This is a genomic window from Clostridium sp. 'deep sea' (assembly GCF_014931565.1).
GTDB lineage: Bacteria > Bacillota > UBA994 > PWPR01 > PWPR01.
Window position 1 is genome coordinate 967,043 of the sequence record NZ_CP063353.1, and the last position, 17,624, is coordinate 984,666.

17 protein-coding genes are annotated in these 17,624 nt (G+C 30.2%); 3 read left to right on the plus strand and 14 right to left on the minus strand.

The features are described from left to right. Positions 1-298 precede the first annotated feature (298 nt). The 3 genes from IMX26_RS04580 to IMX26_RS04590 all read right to left on the minus strand — a co-directional run bounded on the left by IMX26_RS04580 (position 299) and on the right by IMX26_RS04590 (position 4,197). Positions 299-964, minus strand: a complete 666-nt coding sequence (locus IMX26_RS04580) for a GntR family transcriptional regulator (RefSeq protein WP_195160505.1) — start codon at positions 962-964, stop codon at positions 299-301. Between the two features lie 543 nt (positions 965-1,507). After that, positions 1,508-1,903, minus strand: a complete 396-nt coding sequence (locus IMX26_RS04585; protein ID WP_195160506.1) for an NUDIX hydrolase — start codon at positions 1,901-1,903, stop codon at positions 1,508-1,510. Between the two features lie 341 nt (positions 1,904-2,244). Next, on the minus strand, positions 2,245-4,197 hold the full coding sequence (locus tag IMX26_RS04590; RefSeq protein ID WP_195160507.1) for a S9 family peptidase: 1,953 nt from the start codon (positions 4,195-4,197) through the stop codon (positions 2,245-2,247). 120 nt (positions 4,198-4,317) lie between these two features. On the opposite strand from IMX26_RS04590, the gene IMX26_RS04595 reads away from it, so the two are divergent. Beyond that, positions 4,318-5,028 (plus strand): YjjG family noncanonical pyrimidine nucleotidase, encoded by a 711-nt coding sequence (locus tag IMX26_RS04595; RefSeq protein ID WP_195160508.1) that lies wholly within the window; start codon positions 4,318-4,320, stop codon positions 5,026-5,028. A 141-nt stretch (positions 5,029-5,169) separates the two neighbouring features. Here the strand turns inward: IMX26_RS04595 and IMX26_RS04600 are convergent, their stop codons facing one another. Beyond that, entirely contained in the window at positions 5,170-6,753 is a 1,584-nt protein-coding gene (locus IMX26_RS04600) for an amidase family protein (RefSeq protein ID WP_195160509.1), read from the minus strand. A 200-nt stretch (positions 6,754-6,953) separates the two neighbouring features. Here IMX26_RS04600 and IMX26_RS04605 point away from each other — a divergent pair, with 200 nt between their 5' ends. Together IMX26_RS04605 and IMX26_RS04610 are read left to right on the plus strand one after the other, a co-directional pair. After that, on the plus strand, positions 6,954-8,036 hold the full coding sequence (locus IMX26_RS04605; RefSeq protein ID WP_195160510.1) for a glycosyltransferase: 1,083 nt from the start codon (positions 6,954-6,956) through the stop codon (positions 8,034-8,036). 15 nt (positions 8,037-8,051) lie between these two features. Then, positions 8,052-9,158 carry a lysylphosphatidylglycerol synthase transmembrane domain-containing protein gene (locus IMX26_RS04610; RefSeq protein WP_195160511.1) on the plus strand — a complete coding sequence of 369 codons (1,107 nt, stop codon included), beginning with the start codon at positions 8,052-8,054 and terminating at the stop codon, positions 9,156-9,158. Positions 9,159-9,391: 233 nt separating this feature from the next. Here IMX26_RS04610 and IMX26_RS04615 read toward each other — a convergent pair whose 3' ends face one another. The 10 genes from IMX26_RS04615 to IMX26_RS04660 form a co-directional block, all read right to left on the minus strand. Continuing rightward, positions 9,392-9,781 carry a VOC family protein gene (locus IMX26_RS04615; protein ID WP_195160512.1) on the minus strand — a complete coding sequence of 130 codons (390 nt, stop codon included), beginning with the start codon at positions 9,779-9,781 and terminating at the stop codon, positions 9,392-9,394. A gap of 155 nt (positions 9,782-9,936) precedes the next feature. Continuing rightward, positions 9,937-10,458, minus strand: a complete 522-nt coding sequence (locus IMX26_RS04620; protein ID WP_195160513.1) for a hypothetical protein — start codon at positions 10,456-10,458, stop codon at positions 9,937-9,939. A gap of 117 nt (positions 10,459-10,575) precedes the next feature. Further along, positions 10,576-11,043 carry an NADH-ubiquinone oxidoreductase-F iron-sulfur binding region domain-containing protein gene (locus IMX26_RS04625; RefSeq protein ID WP_195160514.1) on the minus strand — a complete coding sequence of 156 codons (468 nt, stop codon included), beginning with the start codon at positions 11,041-11,043 and terminating at the stop codon, positions 10,576-10,578. Between the two features lie 16 nt (positions 11,044-11,059). Continuing rightward, the gene (locus IMX26_RS04630) at positions 11,060-11,896 is read right to left on the minus strand and encodes a GNAT family N-acetyltransferase (protein WP_207729319.1); all 837 of its coding nucleotides are present in this window, start codon (positions 11,894-11,896) and stop codon (positions 11,060-11,062) included. A gap of 150 nt (positions 11,897-12,046) precedes the next feature. Then, complete coding sequence (locus tag IMX26_RS04635) at positions 12,047-12,595, minus strand: GNAT family protein (protein ID WP_195160516.1); 549 nt, start codon at positions 12,593-12,595, stop codon at positions 12,047-12,049. Positions 12,596-12,668: 73 nt separating this feature from the next. Beyond that, complete coding sequence (locus IMX26_RS04640; RefSeq protein WP_195160517.1) at positions 12,669-13,478, minus strand: hypothetical protein; 810 nt, start codon at positions 13,476-13,478, stop codon at positions 12,669-12,671. 130 nt (positions 13,479-13,608) lie between these two features. Then, complete coding sequence (locus IMX26_RS04645) at positions 13,609-14,859, minus strand: GNAT family N-acetyltransferase (protein WP_195160518.1); 1,251 nt, start codon at positions 14,857-14,859, stop codon at positions 13,609-13,611. Positions 14,860-14,872: 13 nt separating this feature from the next. After that, a complete protein-coding gene (locus IMX26_RS04650) occupies positions 14,873-16,153 on the minus strand; it encodes a M24 family metallopeptidase (RefSeq protein WP_195160519.1) in 1,281 nt (426 codons plus the stop codon). Positions 16,154-16,471: 318 nt separating this feature from the next. Beyond that, positions 16,472-16,720: a hypothetical protein gene (locus IMX26_RS04655; protein WP_195160520.1), complete on the minus strand. Its 249-nt coding sequence runs from the start codon at positions 16,718-16,720 to the stop codon at positions 16,472-16,474. A 26-nt stretch (positions 16,721-16,746) separates the two neighbouring features. Beyond that, the gene (locus IMX26_RS04660; RefSeq protein ID WP_195160521.1) at positions 16,747-17,601 is read right to left on the minus strand and encodes a PHP domain-containing protein; all 855 of its coding nucleotides are present in this window, start codon (positions 17,599-17,601) and stop codon (positions 16,747-16,749) included. Positions 17,602-17,624 lie beyond the last annotated feature (23 nt).

The following is a 17,624-nucleotide window of genomic DNA, read 5'->3' on the forward strand; positions in this document are numbered from 1 at the left end:
ATGTACTGTGCAAAAAATTAATATTTAATTATTTTATTGAAATTATTGTCTACATAGTTTTATTCAATTTTAATTAATAAAGAAAACAGTATGTAAGTAAGTCACTACTCTAACGGTGCAAAATTTATTAATAATAGAATTATTGCACCATCATCTCTAGTGTCTTAATTGAGTGCAAATTAAATATTTACACTAGTCAATCTAGCCTAATAGAGATTAATCACTTAATAAACTAGTAACCCTTCTATTAGGTTTGATTAAATCAATTTTTAAAACTAAGTACTCTTATAAACTATGGCTAAAGTTTAATATCAAAATTTATTTCGACATTTTCGGTTTTATATAAGTTTTCTGAAACAATGAGATAATGCTCTTGAATACATTTGCAAATTTCTTCACAATTACTTTCTTTTATAGCGTTAACTAGAATATTATGATTACCAGATAATTTATCACTTGGAGAATATCTTGTATGATATAAAGCATAAAATATAATTGCATTAGCACTATTTAAGGTACTCCACATTTCATATAGTTTTTTCATTTGTGATTCATGAATAATTAACTCATGAAACTGCTGATCACATTCTATAATGTTTACCAAGTCTTCTACTTTTGTATATTTTTCCATTTCCTTTACAATAGCATCCATCTTGTTAATAGTTGTTTCTTTAAACTTTCCATTACACAACTTTACAGATAAGTTCTCAAGTGTAGCTCTTAAAATATATAGTTCCACTGAATCTTTAGCAGATATAATCTTAACTGTACAACCTTTACGTGATGAATATGAAATAAGCCCTTCTTGCTCTAATTGTCTAAATGCTTCTCTTATGGGGCCTCTACTTACTCCTAATTCTTTAGATAAATCTGCTTCCTTTATTCGTTCTCCTTGTTTGATTTCTCCTTTTAGGATTTTATCTCTAATAACTAGTACTACTTCTTCTCTTATTGTTTTAAACATATGTTATCCCCCAATATTACTAATCTACTAAAAATAATATCATTAATTAAGAATCAAACAAAAAAAATAATTCAATATTGAGATAGTTTATTTCATTTCTAAGTCAATAATAAAACTACTTTTGTATATTGTCAACAATTTATTGTTTTTTGTATTTAATTTATTCAGTAAAGTAGCTGCTTAAAGTAGTACATCATATAAAGATTTTTTTAAAACTAGTTATAAATAACCTAGGTTATTATTAAACTATTAACCCTCACCTAGAGCTATTTTAAATTTTTTGTAGCTATGCATAATCTAATGTTTTTATGAAATGATTTTAATATTTTTGTGGTTTGTTTTATAAGAGCAATGATTATATTAATGAAAATGTATAAAAAAAAGGACCAATGGTCCTTTTTTGGCATGGGTGAATCTTGTTGTATAAGATTTATGGGGTAGGTATTTTATGCTTTAATTCGCTTCGCTGCTTAAAACAAAAATACGGTTTGGACTTCACTTCGTTTCGTGGGCTTCGCGCGGATTTAAAACAAACTACATATATTACCCCATGATTTTAAGCAAGGTTTCTCTATCTTCTGGAAATGATAGTTTTAGGGTTTTAAGTTGCTTTTTTGTAATCCACTTAATATCGTAAATTAAGTGATCGGGGTCTTGAATAGTGGCTTCTCCTCCTACTATTCTCACCTTATAATATTTTACTGGAGCAGGTTTATTAAAGGCTATTATGTCTTTTTGGAATAGTTGTTTTTCGACCTTTACTAAGTAGCCAGTTTCTTCGTAGGTTTCTCTTATACAACATTCCTTAAAGCTTTCATTAGGCTTTTTTCGGCCTGATGGAACTGACCACTTTTTATCTTTATTTTCATAACCCTGCTGCAAAACCATTAGTATTTCGTTTTGATCATTTATACAGACTGCTGCTGAAAATTGCCACATTGTTTTCTCCTCAACATTTTATTAGAGTCAAACAGGGGTACACATGGAATGCGTACCCTAAGCTATCATGTTTAATTGTTTGATTGTTTGTGTTTTAACTTACTTTAATCCGCAGAACCTTAAATGCTAGCTTTTTTTTATTAAACAACCGTAAAAAGCAATAGATAACCAACTCAATGCCCCATTATGCCGTGGCTTACAGAATTGAGCCTAGATTAAGGAATAGTAAAAATCGTTAAAAACATAATACGAGCCCAGTATATGTTTTTGACTATTTTTACGTATGACGCAGAGCTAGGTTTAATTATGGAAGCGTCAATGGATTGAAAGCAATCACAAACCTAACAATACTTACCAAACCAATCCACTATAGCATCCAGTCTCACAATCCTATTGGCAGGTTTACCTACTCTCGATAAACCATGGTGTTCATCATGAAAAATTAGCATCTCTGTTATATTGCCTAATCGCTTTAGTGCTACATACCACTGTTCAGCTTGCTCTAGTGGGCAACGATAGTCTTTATCACTGTGTATTATTAATAAAGGGGTATTTACATTAGGTGCATATCTAATAGGTGAACGCTCTAATACAAAGTCTTCTTTATCCCATAAATCTGCTCCACCCATACCATAACGATCACCATTCCAGCCGTTATCAGCTATACCATATTTGGTATATAAATTACTCATTGAGCGTTGGGTAACCGCTGCAGAGAATAAATCACAGTGGCTTATTAACCAGTTAGTAAAGTATCCACCTTGGCTACCACCAGTAACTGCCATATGTTTTTCATCCACCCAATTTAATTTACTAACCTCTCTGGCCATAAACTCAAGATCTCTAGTATCACAACCACACCAATCACCAATTATAGCTCTACTAAAGTCTTCACTATATCCTAAGCTACCTCTGGGGTTAGCGTAAAATACAGCATAACCATTACCAGCTAGTATCTGAAACTCATGGAAAAAAATATTTCCGTATGAACTATGTGGACCTCCATGAATTTGCATAACTAATGGGTGTTTTTCACCCTCTTTAAAATCTATTGGCTTTAATATCCATCCTTCTAAGGTTACACCCTCAGGGCTTTCAAAAAGTATTTGCTCTGGTAATGCTATATATTTATCTTTAAATAATTCTTCGTTTAAATAGGTAATTCGCTCTAACTCAGTTGAATCGCCATACCAAATATCACATGGTGATTCAGGATCAGCTAAGTTGGCAATAATTTTGTCACCTGAGACATCATAAGAGCTAACTACTACAGACCCATCACCAATTACACGCTCAGATTCTTCTGTTTGCAGGTTTATTCGCTCTAAAAAGCAGTTTCCTTTTTCAGTTATTACAAAATACACATACTGGCCATCTTTAGAAACAGTTAAACCAGAATTTCCACGCTCAGAAGCAATGTCACTGCCTACGCTCTTACCAATGTATTGATTGTAGTTTTTACCTATTTGTTTAATGCTTTTAGTAGCAATATTAATCTGCCATATTTTATTATAACCACCTGGATAAGGGTATTTTTCTATTCCTGTGCATAAAATATCTCCGTTTGGCATAAATATTGGAGCACTATATCTGCCATTATGAGGTGTTACTCTTTCAATAGTTCCTTCAGCTATATTTAGCACATAAATATCTGTTTTTAAATCTAACTCATCCTCATTGCGGTTTAAGCTAAAGGCTAAATACTTATTATCTGGTGACACAACTGGAGCAGCTGCTCCTAGTTTATCAAAGCTAAGTTGTTTTACTTGTAAAGTTGCAATATCTACGTAGTATAATTGCTCTGGAATATTATCTAATAATCCCTTGCCATTAAACTTATAACGAAGCTTTGTTATATGAGTAACTGTAGCATTTTCATTAAACTTGCTTTCTTTTTTACGTTCTTTGGCCAAATAGTAAATACCACTGCTATCTGGTGTCCAACAATAGTCACTTACACCAACGGGGGTATTAGTTACCTTAAATGATTCACCATTATTAGCGTTATTAATCCAAATTTGATTATTATCACTTCTGTTTGATACAAAGGCTATTGATTCACCATTAGGTGACCATTTTGCATTCAGGTTCTTTGTTTTATGATCTCCACTGCCTGTTGTAAAAGGTATGTTTCTTTCACCATTCCAAAGCCAAATATTAGTTAAGTAAGTATTACTTTTTTCTGATACCTCAGTAACTTCGTATAATGCTTTGCTTCCATCAGGAGATAATTTTGGGTTACCTGTGAAACTCATAGCAAAGAGATCGTTACTGGTAAAAGGCTTGTTTATCATTGTTGCACCTCCTGTTATAATGAATGTATATAAATATTCGTTAATAAATTATTTTAACCTGCCTAAGAATAAAATATATTTGTTTTGTTATAGCATTATTAAAGAGAGTGAGGATTTAATATGAAATATAAAGGTATTATATTCGACTTAGATGATACTGTATGGGATTTTCAGGCAAATTCTCAAGTAGCACTAAAAGGTGTGTGGAGTCAAATTAGTAAAATTGGCAATCTTAAATCAAAATCTTATAATGATTTTTTAAAGATATATCATATTATAAATGTGAATTTATGGAGTGAATACCGTAAAGGTCTGCGTGACTCCAAAAATATTAATAAAGACCGTTTTACTCTCACAGCAAAAGAAATGGGAGTAAAACTTAGTAACAAACAACAAATAGAAATAGCTAATTTATTTTTGAAACTGCTGTACAGAGGTCAAATTTTAATGCCTCATGCCCTAAGCGTTTTAGAGTATTTAAAGCAAAAGTATAAAATAGGATTAATAACAAATGGTTTTGCTAATGGCTTATCTCGTCTTGAATCATGTAAAATAGAGCATTTTTTTGACTCAGTTATTTGCTCTGAAATATATGGCAAACCTAAACCAGACACAGGTATTTTTTTACATGCAGTAGAAAAGCTAAAAGGCAAACCTCATGAATTCATTTATGTTGGTGATAATTATGAAGGTGATGTGTTAGGTGCTAAAAATGCCGGATTAGATGCTATTTATCTTGATTTACATAATTTTGATTATTCTGGTTTTCAAATTCAACCAAATTACGTAATTAAGTCACTAGTTGAGCTTAAATCAATCTTTAGGTATTAATAAACTGCTACTTGAGTTTAAAACACTCTCTGTAGCAGTTTAATTAAAATATTACAAATAACTCTTAAAGGATTTTGAATAAGCTTATTAGCTATTTATTAAAATACTATTAATTATTACCTTTGAATTAATATAAAAATATTATACTTGTAACTTATTAACACATGGTTTAGTTCTATGTTTTGTGCCTTGCTCATAGGAATAAGCAGCCTTTAACAAAAGATCCTCATTAAATAGTTTAGCTACTAAAGTTATACCCACTGGTTCGCCATTATCTCTAAAGCCTGCTGGTACAGTTATCGCAGGATAACCTGCAGTAGCATAATAGCTACTTAAAGCTACAGATAAACTAAGTAACATATCTACGTTATTTTCAGCCAAACATTTATCTAATATAGCCCTGCTATTATTTTGCACTTGCTTAGCTAGTGTTTCCATATTAGAGTTACTAAACTCTGCTTTATTGGCACTCTCTAAAACATCTTGTCCATATACAGCTCGATTAGCTAAATCAATGTTATTATAATCAATAATTTTACTAAGTGTTAAATCACTGTTTTCTCTGGTGTTTTCCTTTAGATACTTATTAACACCGTGTTTAAAATCATGCATTAAAAAGTTAAAATACTCTGGTACTTTAATATCTGATGGCAATGTAACTAGTTTAACTATAGCGCCTAACATAGTTAACTCACTAACCACTCTATTTAGTATTTCCTTATCACCATATCGTAAATTATAAAGATTTTCATTAATTACTAAACCTATTTTTATGCCTTTTAAACCATCTTTAACTAAATACTGGGTAAAATCTTTTGAAGAATGTTTAACTAATAAGGTGTCACTATCATTAACATCTACTCCTACTAACTCTCCTATTACTATAGCTGCATCGTATACGGTTCGAGTCATAGGACCAGCTGTATCCATTCTACTTGAAATTGGGATTATTCGGTTTTTGCTCCAAAGACCAGTGCTTAGTTTAAAGCCTACTATTGCATTTTGATTTGCAGGATAAAGAATAGAGCCCTCTGTTTCAGTACCAATTGAAAAGGCAGCTAAGCATAACGATGTGGCAACAGCTGAGCCTGCACTTGAACCACCTACATCATATTTGCCATAGGCATTTTTAGTTTGACCACCCAAGGCTGAATAGCCATTAGCTGGATTACTACTCATACAGTTTGCCCATTCTGTTAAATTAGTCTTACCTAAAATAATTGCTCCAGATTCTCTTAACCTTTTAACAATATAGGCATCATCATCACATTGAGAATACTCTAAGGCCTTTGCCCCTGCGGTATTATGGAGCTTATCTCCTGTACCAATATTGTCTTTTAATAATACAGGTATGCCAAACAACTTGCCTTTGAAGTCCCCTTTAGCTAATTTTAAATCCATAGTTTCTGCAATTTCTATAACATCTGGATTAAGCTCTAAAACAGAGTTTATTGCTGCATTGAATTGTAATATTCTTTTTAAGTAAAATATCACCAGTTCTTTTATAGAAAACGCATGCTCAAAAATATGTTTATGTAAGCTCTTAATATCCGCTTCTATTATTAAACTATGGAGCTCTAAATATCTTTCATTACTCATCGTCTGTAATTGCTGTGTTAAATGACCAGTATTTAATTTCCTTCTACAGGTTGTTTTTTGCATGTTATCATATTGTTTTTTTATTTGTAATTGTATGTAACTCTTATATCTGTCTTGTATGCTCATGCAAGACACCTCCTCACTTAATAAAACATTATCATAACCACATTAATCCCACAAGCAATAACTTGCATTTATTGAAATTTTCAGATATACATAAAATCTTAAGAATTTATTCTAAAAAGCTTAACAATTATTTAGCTAATTTTTAATCTTTATAGAGTAACCTTTTAGTAGTCAAGTCAGTAGAGTTAGGAGGATTAAACATGAATGTACTTATTTTATCTGGTAGCTTTGGCATGGGCCATAACTCTGTTTCAAAGGCTATAAAACAGAAAATTTTTAAAACATATCCCCATAGTAAAGTTTACATACAAGATATAATTAAATTAATAGCCCCAAAATCATATAAAACTATTTACAATAGCTTTAATTTTTTAGTTAAACATTGCAAAGGTTATTATAATATTTATCATAAGTTAACAAAAAACTTTAATTTTAATGGAAATGTTTTTTTAGAGAATTATATACTACTTAAAATAAGTGAATTAATAAATGAAAAACAGCCAGATATTATCATTTCTACCCTTCCACTTTGTACTATATGTGCCTCTGTATACAAAAGAAGAGTAAATAAAAATATACCACTTATTACTTGTATTACAGATATAAGCAAACACAATGAGTGGTACAATACTTACACAGATTATTACTTTGCTCCAACATTCCAAATTAAAAATGCTTTAGTATCAAAGGGTTTTAACTGTGAAAATATATTCGTTACAGGCATACCTGTTACCCAAAATTTTATTAACAATACTAAAGTAACAGAGAAAGCTGTTAATAATAACTTGCTTATTATGGGTGGAGGTTTAGGCCTAATTCCAAAAGCTAATGATTTTTATAGAAAACTTAATAATAACTTAGATGTAAAAACTACAATTATTTTAGGCAATAATGAAGAGTTATATAGTGAAATGAAGGGTAGATATCCCAATCTAAATATAATAGGCTATACTAATAAGGTTGCTGAATACATGAAATACGCTGATTTAATTGTTACAAAGCCAGGTGGCGTATCTATGTTTGAGGCTATCCATTCAGAGCTACCTATAATATGTTTAAAACCTTATTTAAATCAAGAAAAACATAATGCTTTTTTCATTGAAAACGAAGGAATTGGAAAAGTAGTTTGGAGTTCTAAAGATGATTTAATTAATATTGTTATAAAAACACTTAAGTCTAACCTTAAGCTTAAGTACTATAAAAATAACTTAAAAAGAGTTAAAAATCAATTTAGTATTGAACAGATACCATGTTTACTCAATAATTTAAAAGAATCAATTTAAGTAAGGAATAAAAACATGAATAAAACAACAGTTAACAGCTATAGTAAAAAAAAGCTTGTATTAAGTTCTTTATTTTTTATAATACTACTAGGCTGCACCTTTTATATATTATTAAAAAATGAAAACTTATTTAACTTACTGAACACCATAAAAGAAATGAATCCTTTTTTTATATCACTAGGCTTATTGGCAGTTTTTATTTATATCTGTAGTGAGGCTATCAATTTACTTATTATTTTAGCCTCTTTAAATACAAAAATTGGCTTTATTCAAGCCTTAAAATATGCTTTTATTGGATTTTATTTTTGTGCTATTACCCCATCTTCATCTGGAGGACAGCCTATGCAGGTTTATTACATGAAAAAAGATGGCATAAAAATCACAAAATCCTCTTTAGCTATGGTAACAAATCTAGTAATCTATAAAATTGTGCTTTTATTATTGTGTGCATTTATACTAATATTTAATTATTTTAATGTTATGCAACACATAAATAAAATTTGGATTTTGTTTATCATAGGCATAACAGTGCATATTCTTACAGTAGTAATTCTGTTAATGTCTATCTTTTACAAGGATAAAGTTACAAAGCTATTTTTTAGCATTACAAATCTTCTCTATAAGCTAAATTTTATTAAAGACAAAAAAAAATGGCAGTTAAAAATTAAAACACAAGTAAATGAGTTTGCTATTAATGCTAAATATATATTTAAAAAACCTAAACTTTTAATACAGGTAGCAGCAGTTACTTTTATTCAAGTAGTTTCTCTATACAGTGTGCCTTATTTTGTTTATAAAGCTTTTAGCTTAAACAGCTATTCAATATTTAGCATTATTTCTCTGCAAGCAATCTTGAGAACATCTATTTCAACAATACCACTACCGGGTGCAGTGGGTATTGCTGAAGGTAGTTTTTTGCTATTATATAAAGCTTTTTTCCCAGAACAACAGCTTACCTCAGCTATGTTAGTTAGCAGAGGAATCAGCTTTTATTCATTTTTAATAATTAGCTGTTTTGTCACTCTAATTACCCATGTATGTATAAGTCGTAAGCAGTTAAAAAGAAGTAAAGCAATAAATCTTAAACCAGTACAAAAAAAAACTAATAGAGATGCCTCTTAAACTAATTGACCCCGCATGTTAGATAAATTAATAGAAGCTATAATGCATAACTTGTATATAGCTTCTTTATAGATTAAGACAATTAATATTACCTAAATATATATAATTATAATATTTGAGCTCTTAAATATGAGATCAGTTAAACGAAAGATGGCAGTTAAACTGCCATCACCTAATTCTTTTCTTATGTAACATAAAATTTTTTACTTATGACATTATAAAAATGACTAAAATTACTCTTTAGATGCAACTATTTCAACTAAATTACCTTCAGGATCAGCAACATAAGCCTCTCGCAAACCATATGGCATACTAATAGGTTTACTAACAGGTGTTGCACCTGCTTTTACTAACCGTTCATATTCTTTGTCTACATCTTCATATTTTTGAACATTAAAAGATATCTGCATACTACCATTTAATCCTTTTGGATATGAAATTGGTATTGACGAAATGTTTACTCGTTCACTTCTTGTGCATAAGTTAAAGAAAAAACCATCTTCTGTTACAAATCCAGCAAAACCTTCCATATCAATGTTTAGCTTCATATTCATAATATCTCTATAGAATTTAACCATAACGTCCAAATTTTTTACAAAAAAACCCATTGCTCCTAATTTCATATAAATTTCACCTCCAATATATTTTTTTTGACATAACTTGTAATTTTATGTATCACTTATTTACTATTTTTCATATTGAATATACAATAACTCAATAAATTTTCAACTAGCTGGCTTCTTTCCGTAATAACTCTTAAGCTAACCATAGTAAACTCCTACCTTGTAAATAAATATATAATAATGAAAACGCAAATTGTTAAGCTTAAAGCCATATCTACGTACCATGATTTACTTCTAACTACCCTACTCTGCCTAATAGCATTAAAAAGATTATCTCTATTAACTCTATTGTCAGCGGAGTACTCAAAAAAATCTACTATTATTCCTTCAAAGTTACGTCTTATTCTAAACTGATTACCATTATTAAAACTACAAATAGCACCTTTACACTTTATTCCAAAGCCTTCAATTATCTTTACTAGCTCCTCATAAGAAGTATTTACTATAAGATACCTGCTTCTAAAGATACTACGTATTGCCCTTGCAATAAATAAGAACAAAACTCCCCCACCTAAAACTACCAATAAATCTGTATCAAAATAAAAAATAGCTGCTATGTAAATCAAAAATGATAAAAACATATACTGGAATATTATAGTGGTAACAAAAACTCTATTAATTAGTTTTTTTATAATAATATAACCAAAGTAAACTAAACTCAGTAAACTTAAACTCATAAACGTCACCACTCTACTTAAAATATATTTACCCAATTAAAAATTAGTAATTAAATATTCAAACCAATTTATATCAACAAATTACTTATTTGTTGCAGGTATGTATTAACTATATAGTTAAATTACACGGCCTTTCTTTTTAGCTACTTGATCTAATAATGTGCCTATAGATAAACCGAAGCCCGTACCAACTGCTAATGCTAAGGTATATCCCACTCTGTCTGGATAAAGTACATTAACAATTACACCTAAACACATGCCCAAAGGGAAAAACATTACCATATAATATCCTTCTTCGATTAAGCCATGTACTTTTTTTAAATGAATTACAATGTTTTTTATTATGGTATTATAATGCTTAAATTCTTTACGATCACCTTTATACTTACTTATTATTTCTATACAGTCATAAATACCGGCTCTACAGGCAGTACATTTTTTACAAGATTGCTCCGAAAATTGGGCAACTCTTTTTATAACTTTACGGAATGACTTTGTTTTAAATTTTAAAAGTGTTTTATCATTTTGTTTGCTACATGCTTTGTCTAGTTTATTAAGGGTAATATCTAGCCATTTATCTTGCATTTAAATATCTCCTAACTTATTGAACTCTATCATCCACTTTTCTCATAAAAGTTTTACATACAGGTTTAAAGTGTTTTAGCCAAAATTTTGTTGCTGGTCTATTTTGGGACTCAAAATCTACTACACATCTAATCATATCATGTTTACTGCCCCATTTTAAGACCTCCCTTAATAAACATGGGGTAACACCACAGCCCCTATATTTATTTTTTGTATAAGCAAAATTAATTCCTAATGTTCCTTTGTCAATAACTGTTTTACATCCAGGCCCATTATTGAGCATTACCCTTATTGCAGATATGATTTCTTTATTTTTTAATGCTACAAATGTTTTAATGTTTTTACTCATAAACTTGTTTTTAAGCTCATCACTTGAGAGTTTAGGATTATTAAGATACAAATAAATAGGTGAACTTAATAAATGATTGATTAGTTCATTATGTAATAGCCCAACTTCGTAAATATCTTGTTCGCACATTTCTCTAATCATCAAATTATCTACACTAATAATATCATTATTTTTATTTACCTGCTTAATTCCATCTATGGTTAACATTCCAAAGCCAAATTCTACAAATAAATTATGTAATTTATGCTCATTTCCATAGAAACTAATTATATGAGTGAAATTTCCTAACCTTACCCATTCTTTTGCAATAGTTTTGTATAGTGCATTATAAACTTTTTCTCTATCTACATTTACTTTTACGCTGTGTGCCCATTCTGGCACATATACACCTGTTAAGCTAGCCTTTAGCTCTTTAATATTAGATATACCACTAATATATCCTATAACCTTATCTTTTTCTATTGCTACGTAGCAGGGATTTTTACTAACTAAATCACTTAACATCTTTTTAATTATTTGCTTATTACAATACTTTTGAGGCAATACTTGATAAACACTATTGCTTATTTTATAGTTTTCAATAAAAATTTCTGCTGCTTCAATTAAATGTTTTGGTTTAAACTCTTTTATTTTTATAATATAATACTCCTTTTTTTAATTATTCCATTCTTCTTTTAATACTCTGTACTCAACCCTGTCGTAAAACTTATTATTTATAACTGAGTGCTGTTTAAGTTCAGCTTCTTTAATTAAACCTATTTTATTCATAACTCTCTCGGATTTATTATTAAGCTTAGCACAACCAGTCTCTATTTTTACTGTACCCAAAAAATCAAAAGCATAGCTTATAACGGCCTTAGAAGCCTCGGGAATTATACCTCGGCCCCAATAATCTTTTATAATAAAGTAACCTAAATTCATTATATTACCTTCACTACATTCAGCAGTTTTAGTTACCCCGATTTCACCAATATAAGAGTTATTTTTTTTGTTTATTATGGCAAAAAAGAACTTAGTTCTATTTGCTTTATTGATTTCTTCAATTGCAGTTGTTAAGTTTTTTTTAGACTCAGCTAGGCTTGTTGTTTTAGTCTCTGGCAAAAAATACATTACTTCATTGTCCGAAATAAGTTTATGTAGATCCTTTAAGTCATCTACTATGTGATCTCTTATTATGAGTCTATCTGTTGTAATATTAATCATAATTTCTCCCCATAAAATAATAAGGTTACCAATATCAATCAGCAACCTCTCTTATTTTATCATAGATTAAAACCTAAATACTATAGAGTGCCTTATTAAACCATTGCATATAAAATATTTGCTCCCATTTATTTTTTAGTAATACTCTATCTAGCTTTTTATTTACAACAAAACCATTATCTAATAAGATTTGGACTGGACCATTTGGATAAGGCGTATCTTTGCCGCATATAACAGATATACCAGCTAATTTATCTTTTATTACAACGTTTTTTAACTCCGTTAATAAAGAATCTCTAAAATCTTTGTTGGTGTAGTAATCATTATATAAACAGGTTATAAATAAAAATTGCTTTCTATGATTAGGTATAGAGTAAGGAACTCTATCTTCTCTTACAAACTCAACAGCCGCTACTGGTTTATTGTTGTAAAAAGCTACAAGACCAGCTTTTTCGTTAGTATATTTTGCCTGCTTGTTAATCCAGTTATATTTTTCAGATACATCATTTGCTTGTTTTTTTAAACATATTTTTGAGCAAGCTTTTAAACACCCTAATAGAGGTTTAAAGTAATGTGCTGACTCACGTTTCAGTTGATTGTATTCTAACTGTCCTGCAATAACACCTTTATGTCTTATTGCTTGTACTATTTCTTTAGCACTACCTGGATAAGTAATTACCAAATCATCAACAACAATATTTCCAGGAAAATAAAGTGGCGTATTAATTGAAGCATTTTCTATACTAATGTCAATTTTTTCATATTGATAGTTAAGTACTTTAGCAGCCTTTTCTGCTTCACATGCCATATATTTATATCCGTAACACTGGGCTCCATAATAGTAGTAAATTAATTTTTTGCTTTTATGTAAATCTTGAACCATAAAAAAACCTCCTTACTATAACTTAATTATATCACAATATAACAAACATATGTTTGTATAAAGCAATAAATAAAAAGCTAAAGCTCTGTTAACTTTGAGCTTCAGCTTGTATTTTTTAACTAAGCATTACTTAAAACGAAGTTAAACACTGAGGGGCACTAGGTATGTTAAAGAAATCACTTAAGATTTCAACATTTTGCTCTTTACATCTTGCTTTACCAACTCTATAGAGATTCTCAAAACGGACACTTCCCATCATTAAAGAAGATAGTTCTGCAATATTAACTGTTAAAGCGATTTGATTATCTGCCTTATCTACTAGTTTTAATTTTTTATTGGTGATGTTGAGGTAATAGGTGCCATTATTAGTAGGCATAAATGAGTCTTCTACTGTGATGGCTAAACTCATATCTGCACAATTAAATATATACTTAGCTGCAAGTAGCTCAAACCACATTTTTACATCTACTATTCTATACATCATTCCTAAACCACCAATATATGCTTTATGAGCAATACGCGGTGATATATCTTGATCTGTATAACGGACATCACTTAAAGCATAATGAAAATCGTGTTGCTGAGTTTCATACTCTATACGGTCATACTGGTCGGATTGAATATATAAAAAATTGCACAGAGCCTGCATTGCTTTAGGAGTAGTATACACAAACTCATGAATTTTAATATAGTTTGTTAAGAAGTTGGTGTCAGAGCTTTTTTTGCTAGTAAAATACAAATAACCTGCTACTCTACCGTTTTCTTTGTAGCCAATAGTAACTCCATTACCCTCAAAACGCTTTTTATATCTCTCTAACTCAAATGAGCTTCTTAAACAAAAACCGTGTTGTTTTTGAGCGACCCGTTTATAACAATCAGCAATTAAAGGCATATCTTCTTTAGCTAAATAACACCAACCAGTTCTATCTTTAGTATTTGTTAAGCTATGGGGTTTAAATGAATATGTTAAATAAGGTGTTCCATAACCAAAACCCATATTGTAATAAAAATCAGGTCTAAAAGGATATAAAATTGCTATAGGTTGTTTGTCGTTACGACACTTGTTTAAATAGAATTTTATTAAATCCTTGGCAATTCCCATTTTTTTATGGGCTAAATCTACTGCAACAACACCAACACCACAAACATTAATGAACTCGTTTCGGTAGTTCATTTTATAATCAATTAATCGCATTCCACCAACAGCTTTTTGCTCATCTTTTACAACATAAAACATGGAATTTTTGTCTTTACTATTTATTTCTTGAAGTCTCTCAAGTAGTTTATCATAGCTTGAACTCATACCAGGATACGCATAAAATGAAATCCTGGCAAATTCTTTCATGTCCACAGCGCAAATTATTGGTTTTATCTCTCTCATATTTTACTCCCCCCTAAATTAAATAATACTCAGTTTGCTTATTACTAAAATACACAGCTTCACTTTTACCACAGCCTAAACTTATAAACCCAATAGTCTCCTCTAAGTTAAAAGACACCTGTTGGTTATTCCACTCTGGGACCTCATAAAAAATACATAATTCCATGGCATAACAAGTATTTGCTTTTAAGCTAATATCACCTCTATAGGCAACATTTTGCTGATTAATATATGTACCTATTAGTGGCCCTGCACCGTGACCATGATAACCAATAGGATGAGTCCATACTTTACCGTTGATGTTGTTTTTCATCATTTGATTATGAATATCTGCTAATATTTCATTGCCAGTCTTGCCTTCTTTAAAGCAACTCATATGAATATTTTGAAGTTGATTTGCAAGCTGCATACCTTTTAATAAACCTAAAGGAGGTTTACTTTCGCTATCTTTTAAAATATAGCCTAGCTGCTGAGTATCAGCTAATAATCCATAATAACGAATACCCATATCACAATGTAAAATATCACCTTTATTAACAACACCTTTATAACTTTTGAACTCATAACCTTCTCTTATAAAGCTAACCATAGGCATAAACCAAGCACTTAGTCCTAAATCATTAATGCTTTGACGCATGTGCCAAGAGATATCTTCTGCACTTGTGAATCCTGGCTTAACAACCTTAGCTGAAAAGCAGTCGGCAATAATATTATGAGATATTTTAACTAGCTCCGGATAAATCTCTATTTCATTTTTGTTTCTATACTCTAACCAGCGCAAACACAACTGTTCTGAGCTCACTATTTTATTAAAAGTACTTTTGGGTAGATGTTTTTTTAAGAGATTATATTCTGTTAACTTAAGCGAATCGGTATGGGAGAAATGTTGTGAATAATTTAGTGCTAATCTATGGATATTTTTTTTACTTAAATATTTAACTAAGCTCTGCCATTCGTTACAGCCTTTGTAATCTCCATTTTTGTATGGCTCTATCGTTGTAAAGCTTGGTCCACCAATCATTACAGCAGATAACTTGTTTTCCTTGTTTAAATGAAATACTAAAAACATAAAACCTTTTGTAGTTGGCATTATTAATCCTTCATCACCATTTACCATAGGCAAGGGCAACAAACTTTTTAATGCTGGATCATCGTTATATTCTCTAGATATAATTAACCATGTATCTACATTCTGTTCTTTCATTAACTGAGGCAAAACATTTTTAATTTTTTGCTTTAGCCATTCATTATGTTTATTGGCTTGTTCTCGTAAACTCTTTATTTCACTTGTCAAAATATCATCCCTCCTTCTACAACTTATTCAACAAAAACTCATATTTATCCTGTTAATGTGGTGTTTAATTTTGAATATATATTTGTTTTTTTTGCTACAGGAATATAATAATATATACTGACAGTTATATAGTTATTGTTAATAATAACATGTTTATACTCTTCTTGTGCCAATTACTTATTTTTAACCTAATAAAGAGTGGAATATTTTAAATTTTACCTGAATTATTATTACAAATAAACAGCTATACTTTAATAATATTTAAAAATAAAATGAGGAAATTACTAAATTAGCATTTCCCCAATTATTACCACATTCTTAGTAATCTAACAACATTGTTCGGGCTCTAATCTCTGATAAAGAATTTATAGATTTTTCTAAATCATCAATTGCTTCTTTTTTACCACTTAGATGTAACATTATTAAGCCATCTTCAGCACAGTTAGCTACCTCATGCATTCCTACTCTAGTTTTAATAATACAACCATGGTTTGTAAGAATTGATTGTAATTGAGGGGCATCTTTTGTTCTATTTTTAACTAAAATACACATTACAGCACCAAACATATAATCACTCCTTTTTTCAGCAAATGTTATTTCAATTTATACATCATTACCTTGTGTTTCATGTCTTTAACATATTTGTAAGGCAAACAAACACTGCCAATTTCCGAACCCTCTTTCTTAGTTTTACCGTGGTAATCGGAACCTCCTGTAATCAGTAGCGAATTTTTAAGTGCAAGGCTTTTATAGTACTCTTGCTGTTCTTTATTATGTGCACTATGGAAAACCTCAATACCATCTAATCCTAACTTTATAAGATCATGAATATTCTCTGCAACTAAACCTTTGCTTTGGTAACATAGTCCAGGGTGAGCTACTATTGCAAGACCGCCAGCATTATGAATAAGTTTAATTGCTGACTCTGGAGCTAATTTGTAACGATCAACATAGGCTCTTCCACCTTTATCAATATACATTTTAGAAAAGGCTTGCTGAATAGTATCAATATATTTTTTTTCTATCATAGCTTGGGCAATATGTGGCCTACCAATTACCTCACCCGATGCAATAGATTTTACTCTATCAAAACAAATATTGATTCCTAAACTATTTAGTTTTTTTACTATTTTTTCAGCCCTTACTCTACGTGCCTCTGCAATGTAGTTTGCCTCTTGCCTAAGATTTTTATTAGCTACATCAATATAATAACCTAATATATGTAACTCTTGCTCATTATATAAAGTTGAAAATTCAATACCTGAGATTAACTCTATATTATGTTCTTTTGCAGCAATTAAAGCCTCTGTAACACCATTTACACAATCATGATCTGTTATTGCTATAGCCTTTAACCCTGCTTTTTTTGACTCTATAACAACCTCTGTAGGAGTTGCAGTGCCATCCGACTCAGTTGTATGAATATGAAGATCAGTACATAATTCCATAACACTCCTCATTTCTAGGTATA

Bases quoted from the DNA above. Each gene is read 5' to 3' on its own strand.
- IMX26_RS04590 (WP_195160507.1), bottom strand. From the start codon at position 4,197: ATGATAAACAAGCCTTTTACCAGTAACGATCTCTTTGCTATGAGTTTC.
- IMX26_RS04605 (WP_195160510.1), top strand. From the start codon at position 6,954: ATGAATGTACTTATTTTATCTGGTAGCTTTGGCATGGGCCATAACTCT.
- IMX26_RS04640 (WP_195160517.1), bottom strand. From the start codon at position 13,478: ATGGTTCAAGATTTACATAAAAGCAAAAAATTAATTTACTACTATTAT.
- IMX26_RS04660 (WP_195160521.1), bottom strand. From the start codon at position 17,601: ATGGAATTATGTACTGATCTTCATATTCATACAACTGAGTCGGATGGC.
- IMX26_RS04630 (WP_207729319.1), bottom strand. From the start codon at position 11,896: ATGTTAAGTGATTTAGTTAGTAAAAATCCCTGCTACGTAGCAATAGAA.
- IMX26_RS04620 (WP_195160513.1), bottom strand. From the start codon at position 10,458: ATGAGTTTAAGTTTACTGAGTTTAGTTTACTTTGGTTATATTATTATA.
- IMX26_RS04645 (WP_195160518.1), bottom strand. From the start codon at position 14,859: ATGAGAGAGATAAAACCAATAATTTGCGCTGTGGACATGAAAGAATTT.
- IMX26_RS04615 (WP_195160512.1), bottom strand. From the start codon at position 9,781: ATGAAATTAGGAGCAATGGGTTTTTTTGTAAAAAATTTGGACGTTATG.
- IMX26_RS04600 (WP_195160509.1), bottom strand. From the start codon at position 6,753: ATGAGCATACAAGACAGATATAAGAGTTACATACAATTACAAATAAAA.
- IMX26_RS04610 (WP_195160511.1), top strand. From the start codon at position 8,052: ATGAATAAAACAACAGTTAACAGCTATAGTAAAAAAAAGCTTGTATTA.
- IMX26_RS04580 (WP_195160505.1), bottom strand. From the start codon at position 964: ATGTTTAAAACAATAAGAGAAGAAGTAGTACTAGTTATTAGAGATAAA.
- IMX26_RS04655 (WP_195160520.1), bottom strand. From the start codon at position 16,720: ATGTTTGGTGCTGTAATGTGTATTTTAGTTAAAAATAGAACAAAAGAT.
- IMX26_RS04595 (WP_195160508.1), top strand. From the start codon at position 4,318: ATGAAATATAAAGGTATTATATTCGACTTAGATGATACTGTATGGGAT.
- IMX26_RS04635 (WP_195160516.1), bottom strand. From the start codon at position 12,595: ATGATTAATATTACAACAGATAGACTCATAATAAGAGATCACATAGTA.
- IMX26_RS04585 (WP_195160506.1), bottom strand. From the start codon at position 1,903: ATGTGGCAATTTTCAGCAGCAGTCTGTATAAATGATCAAAACGAAATA.
- IMX26_RS04625 (WP_195160514.1), bottom strand. From the start codon at position 11,043: ATGCAAGATAAATGGCTAGATATTACCCTTAATAAACTAGACAAAGCA.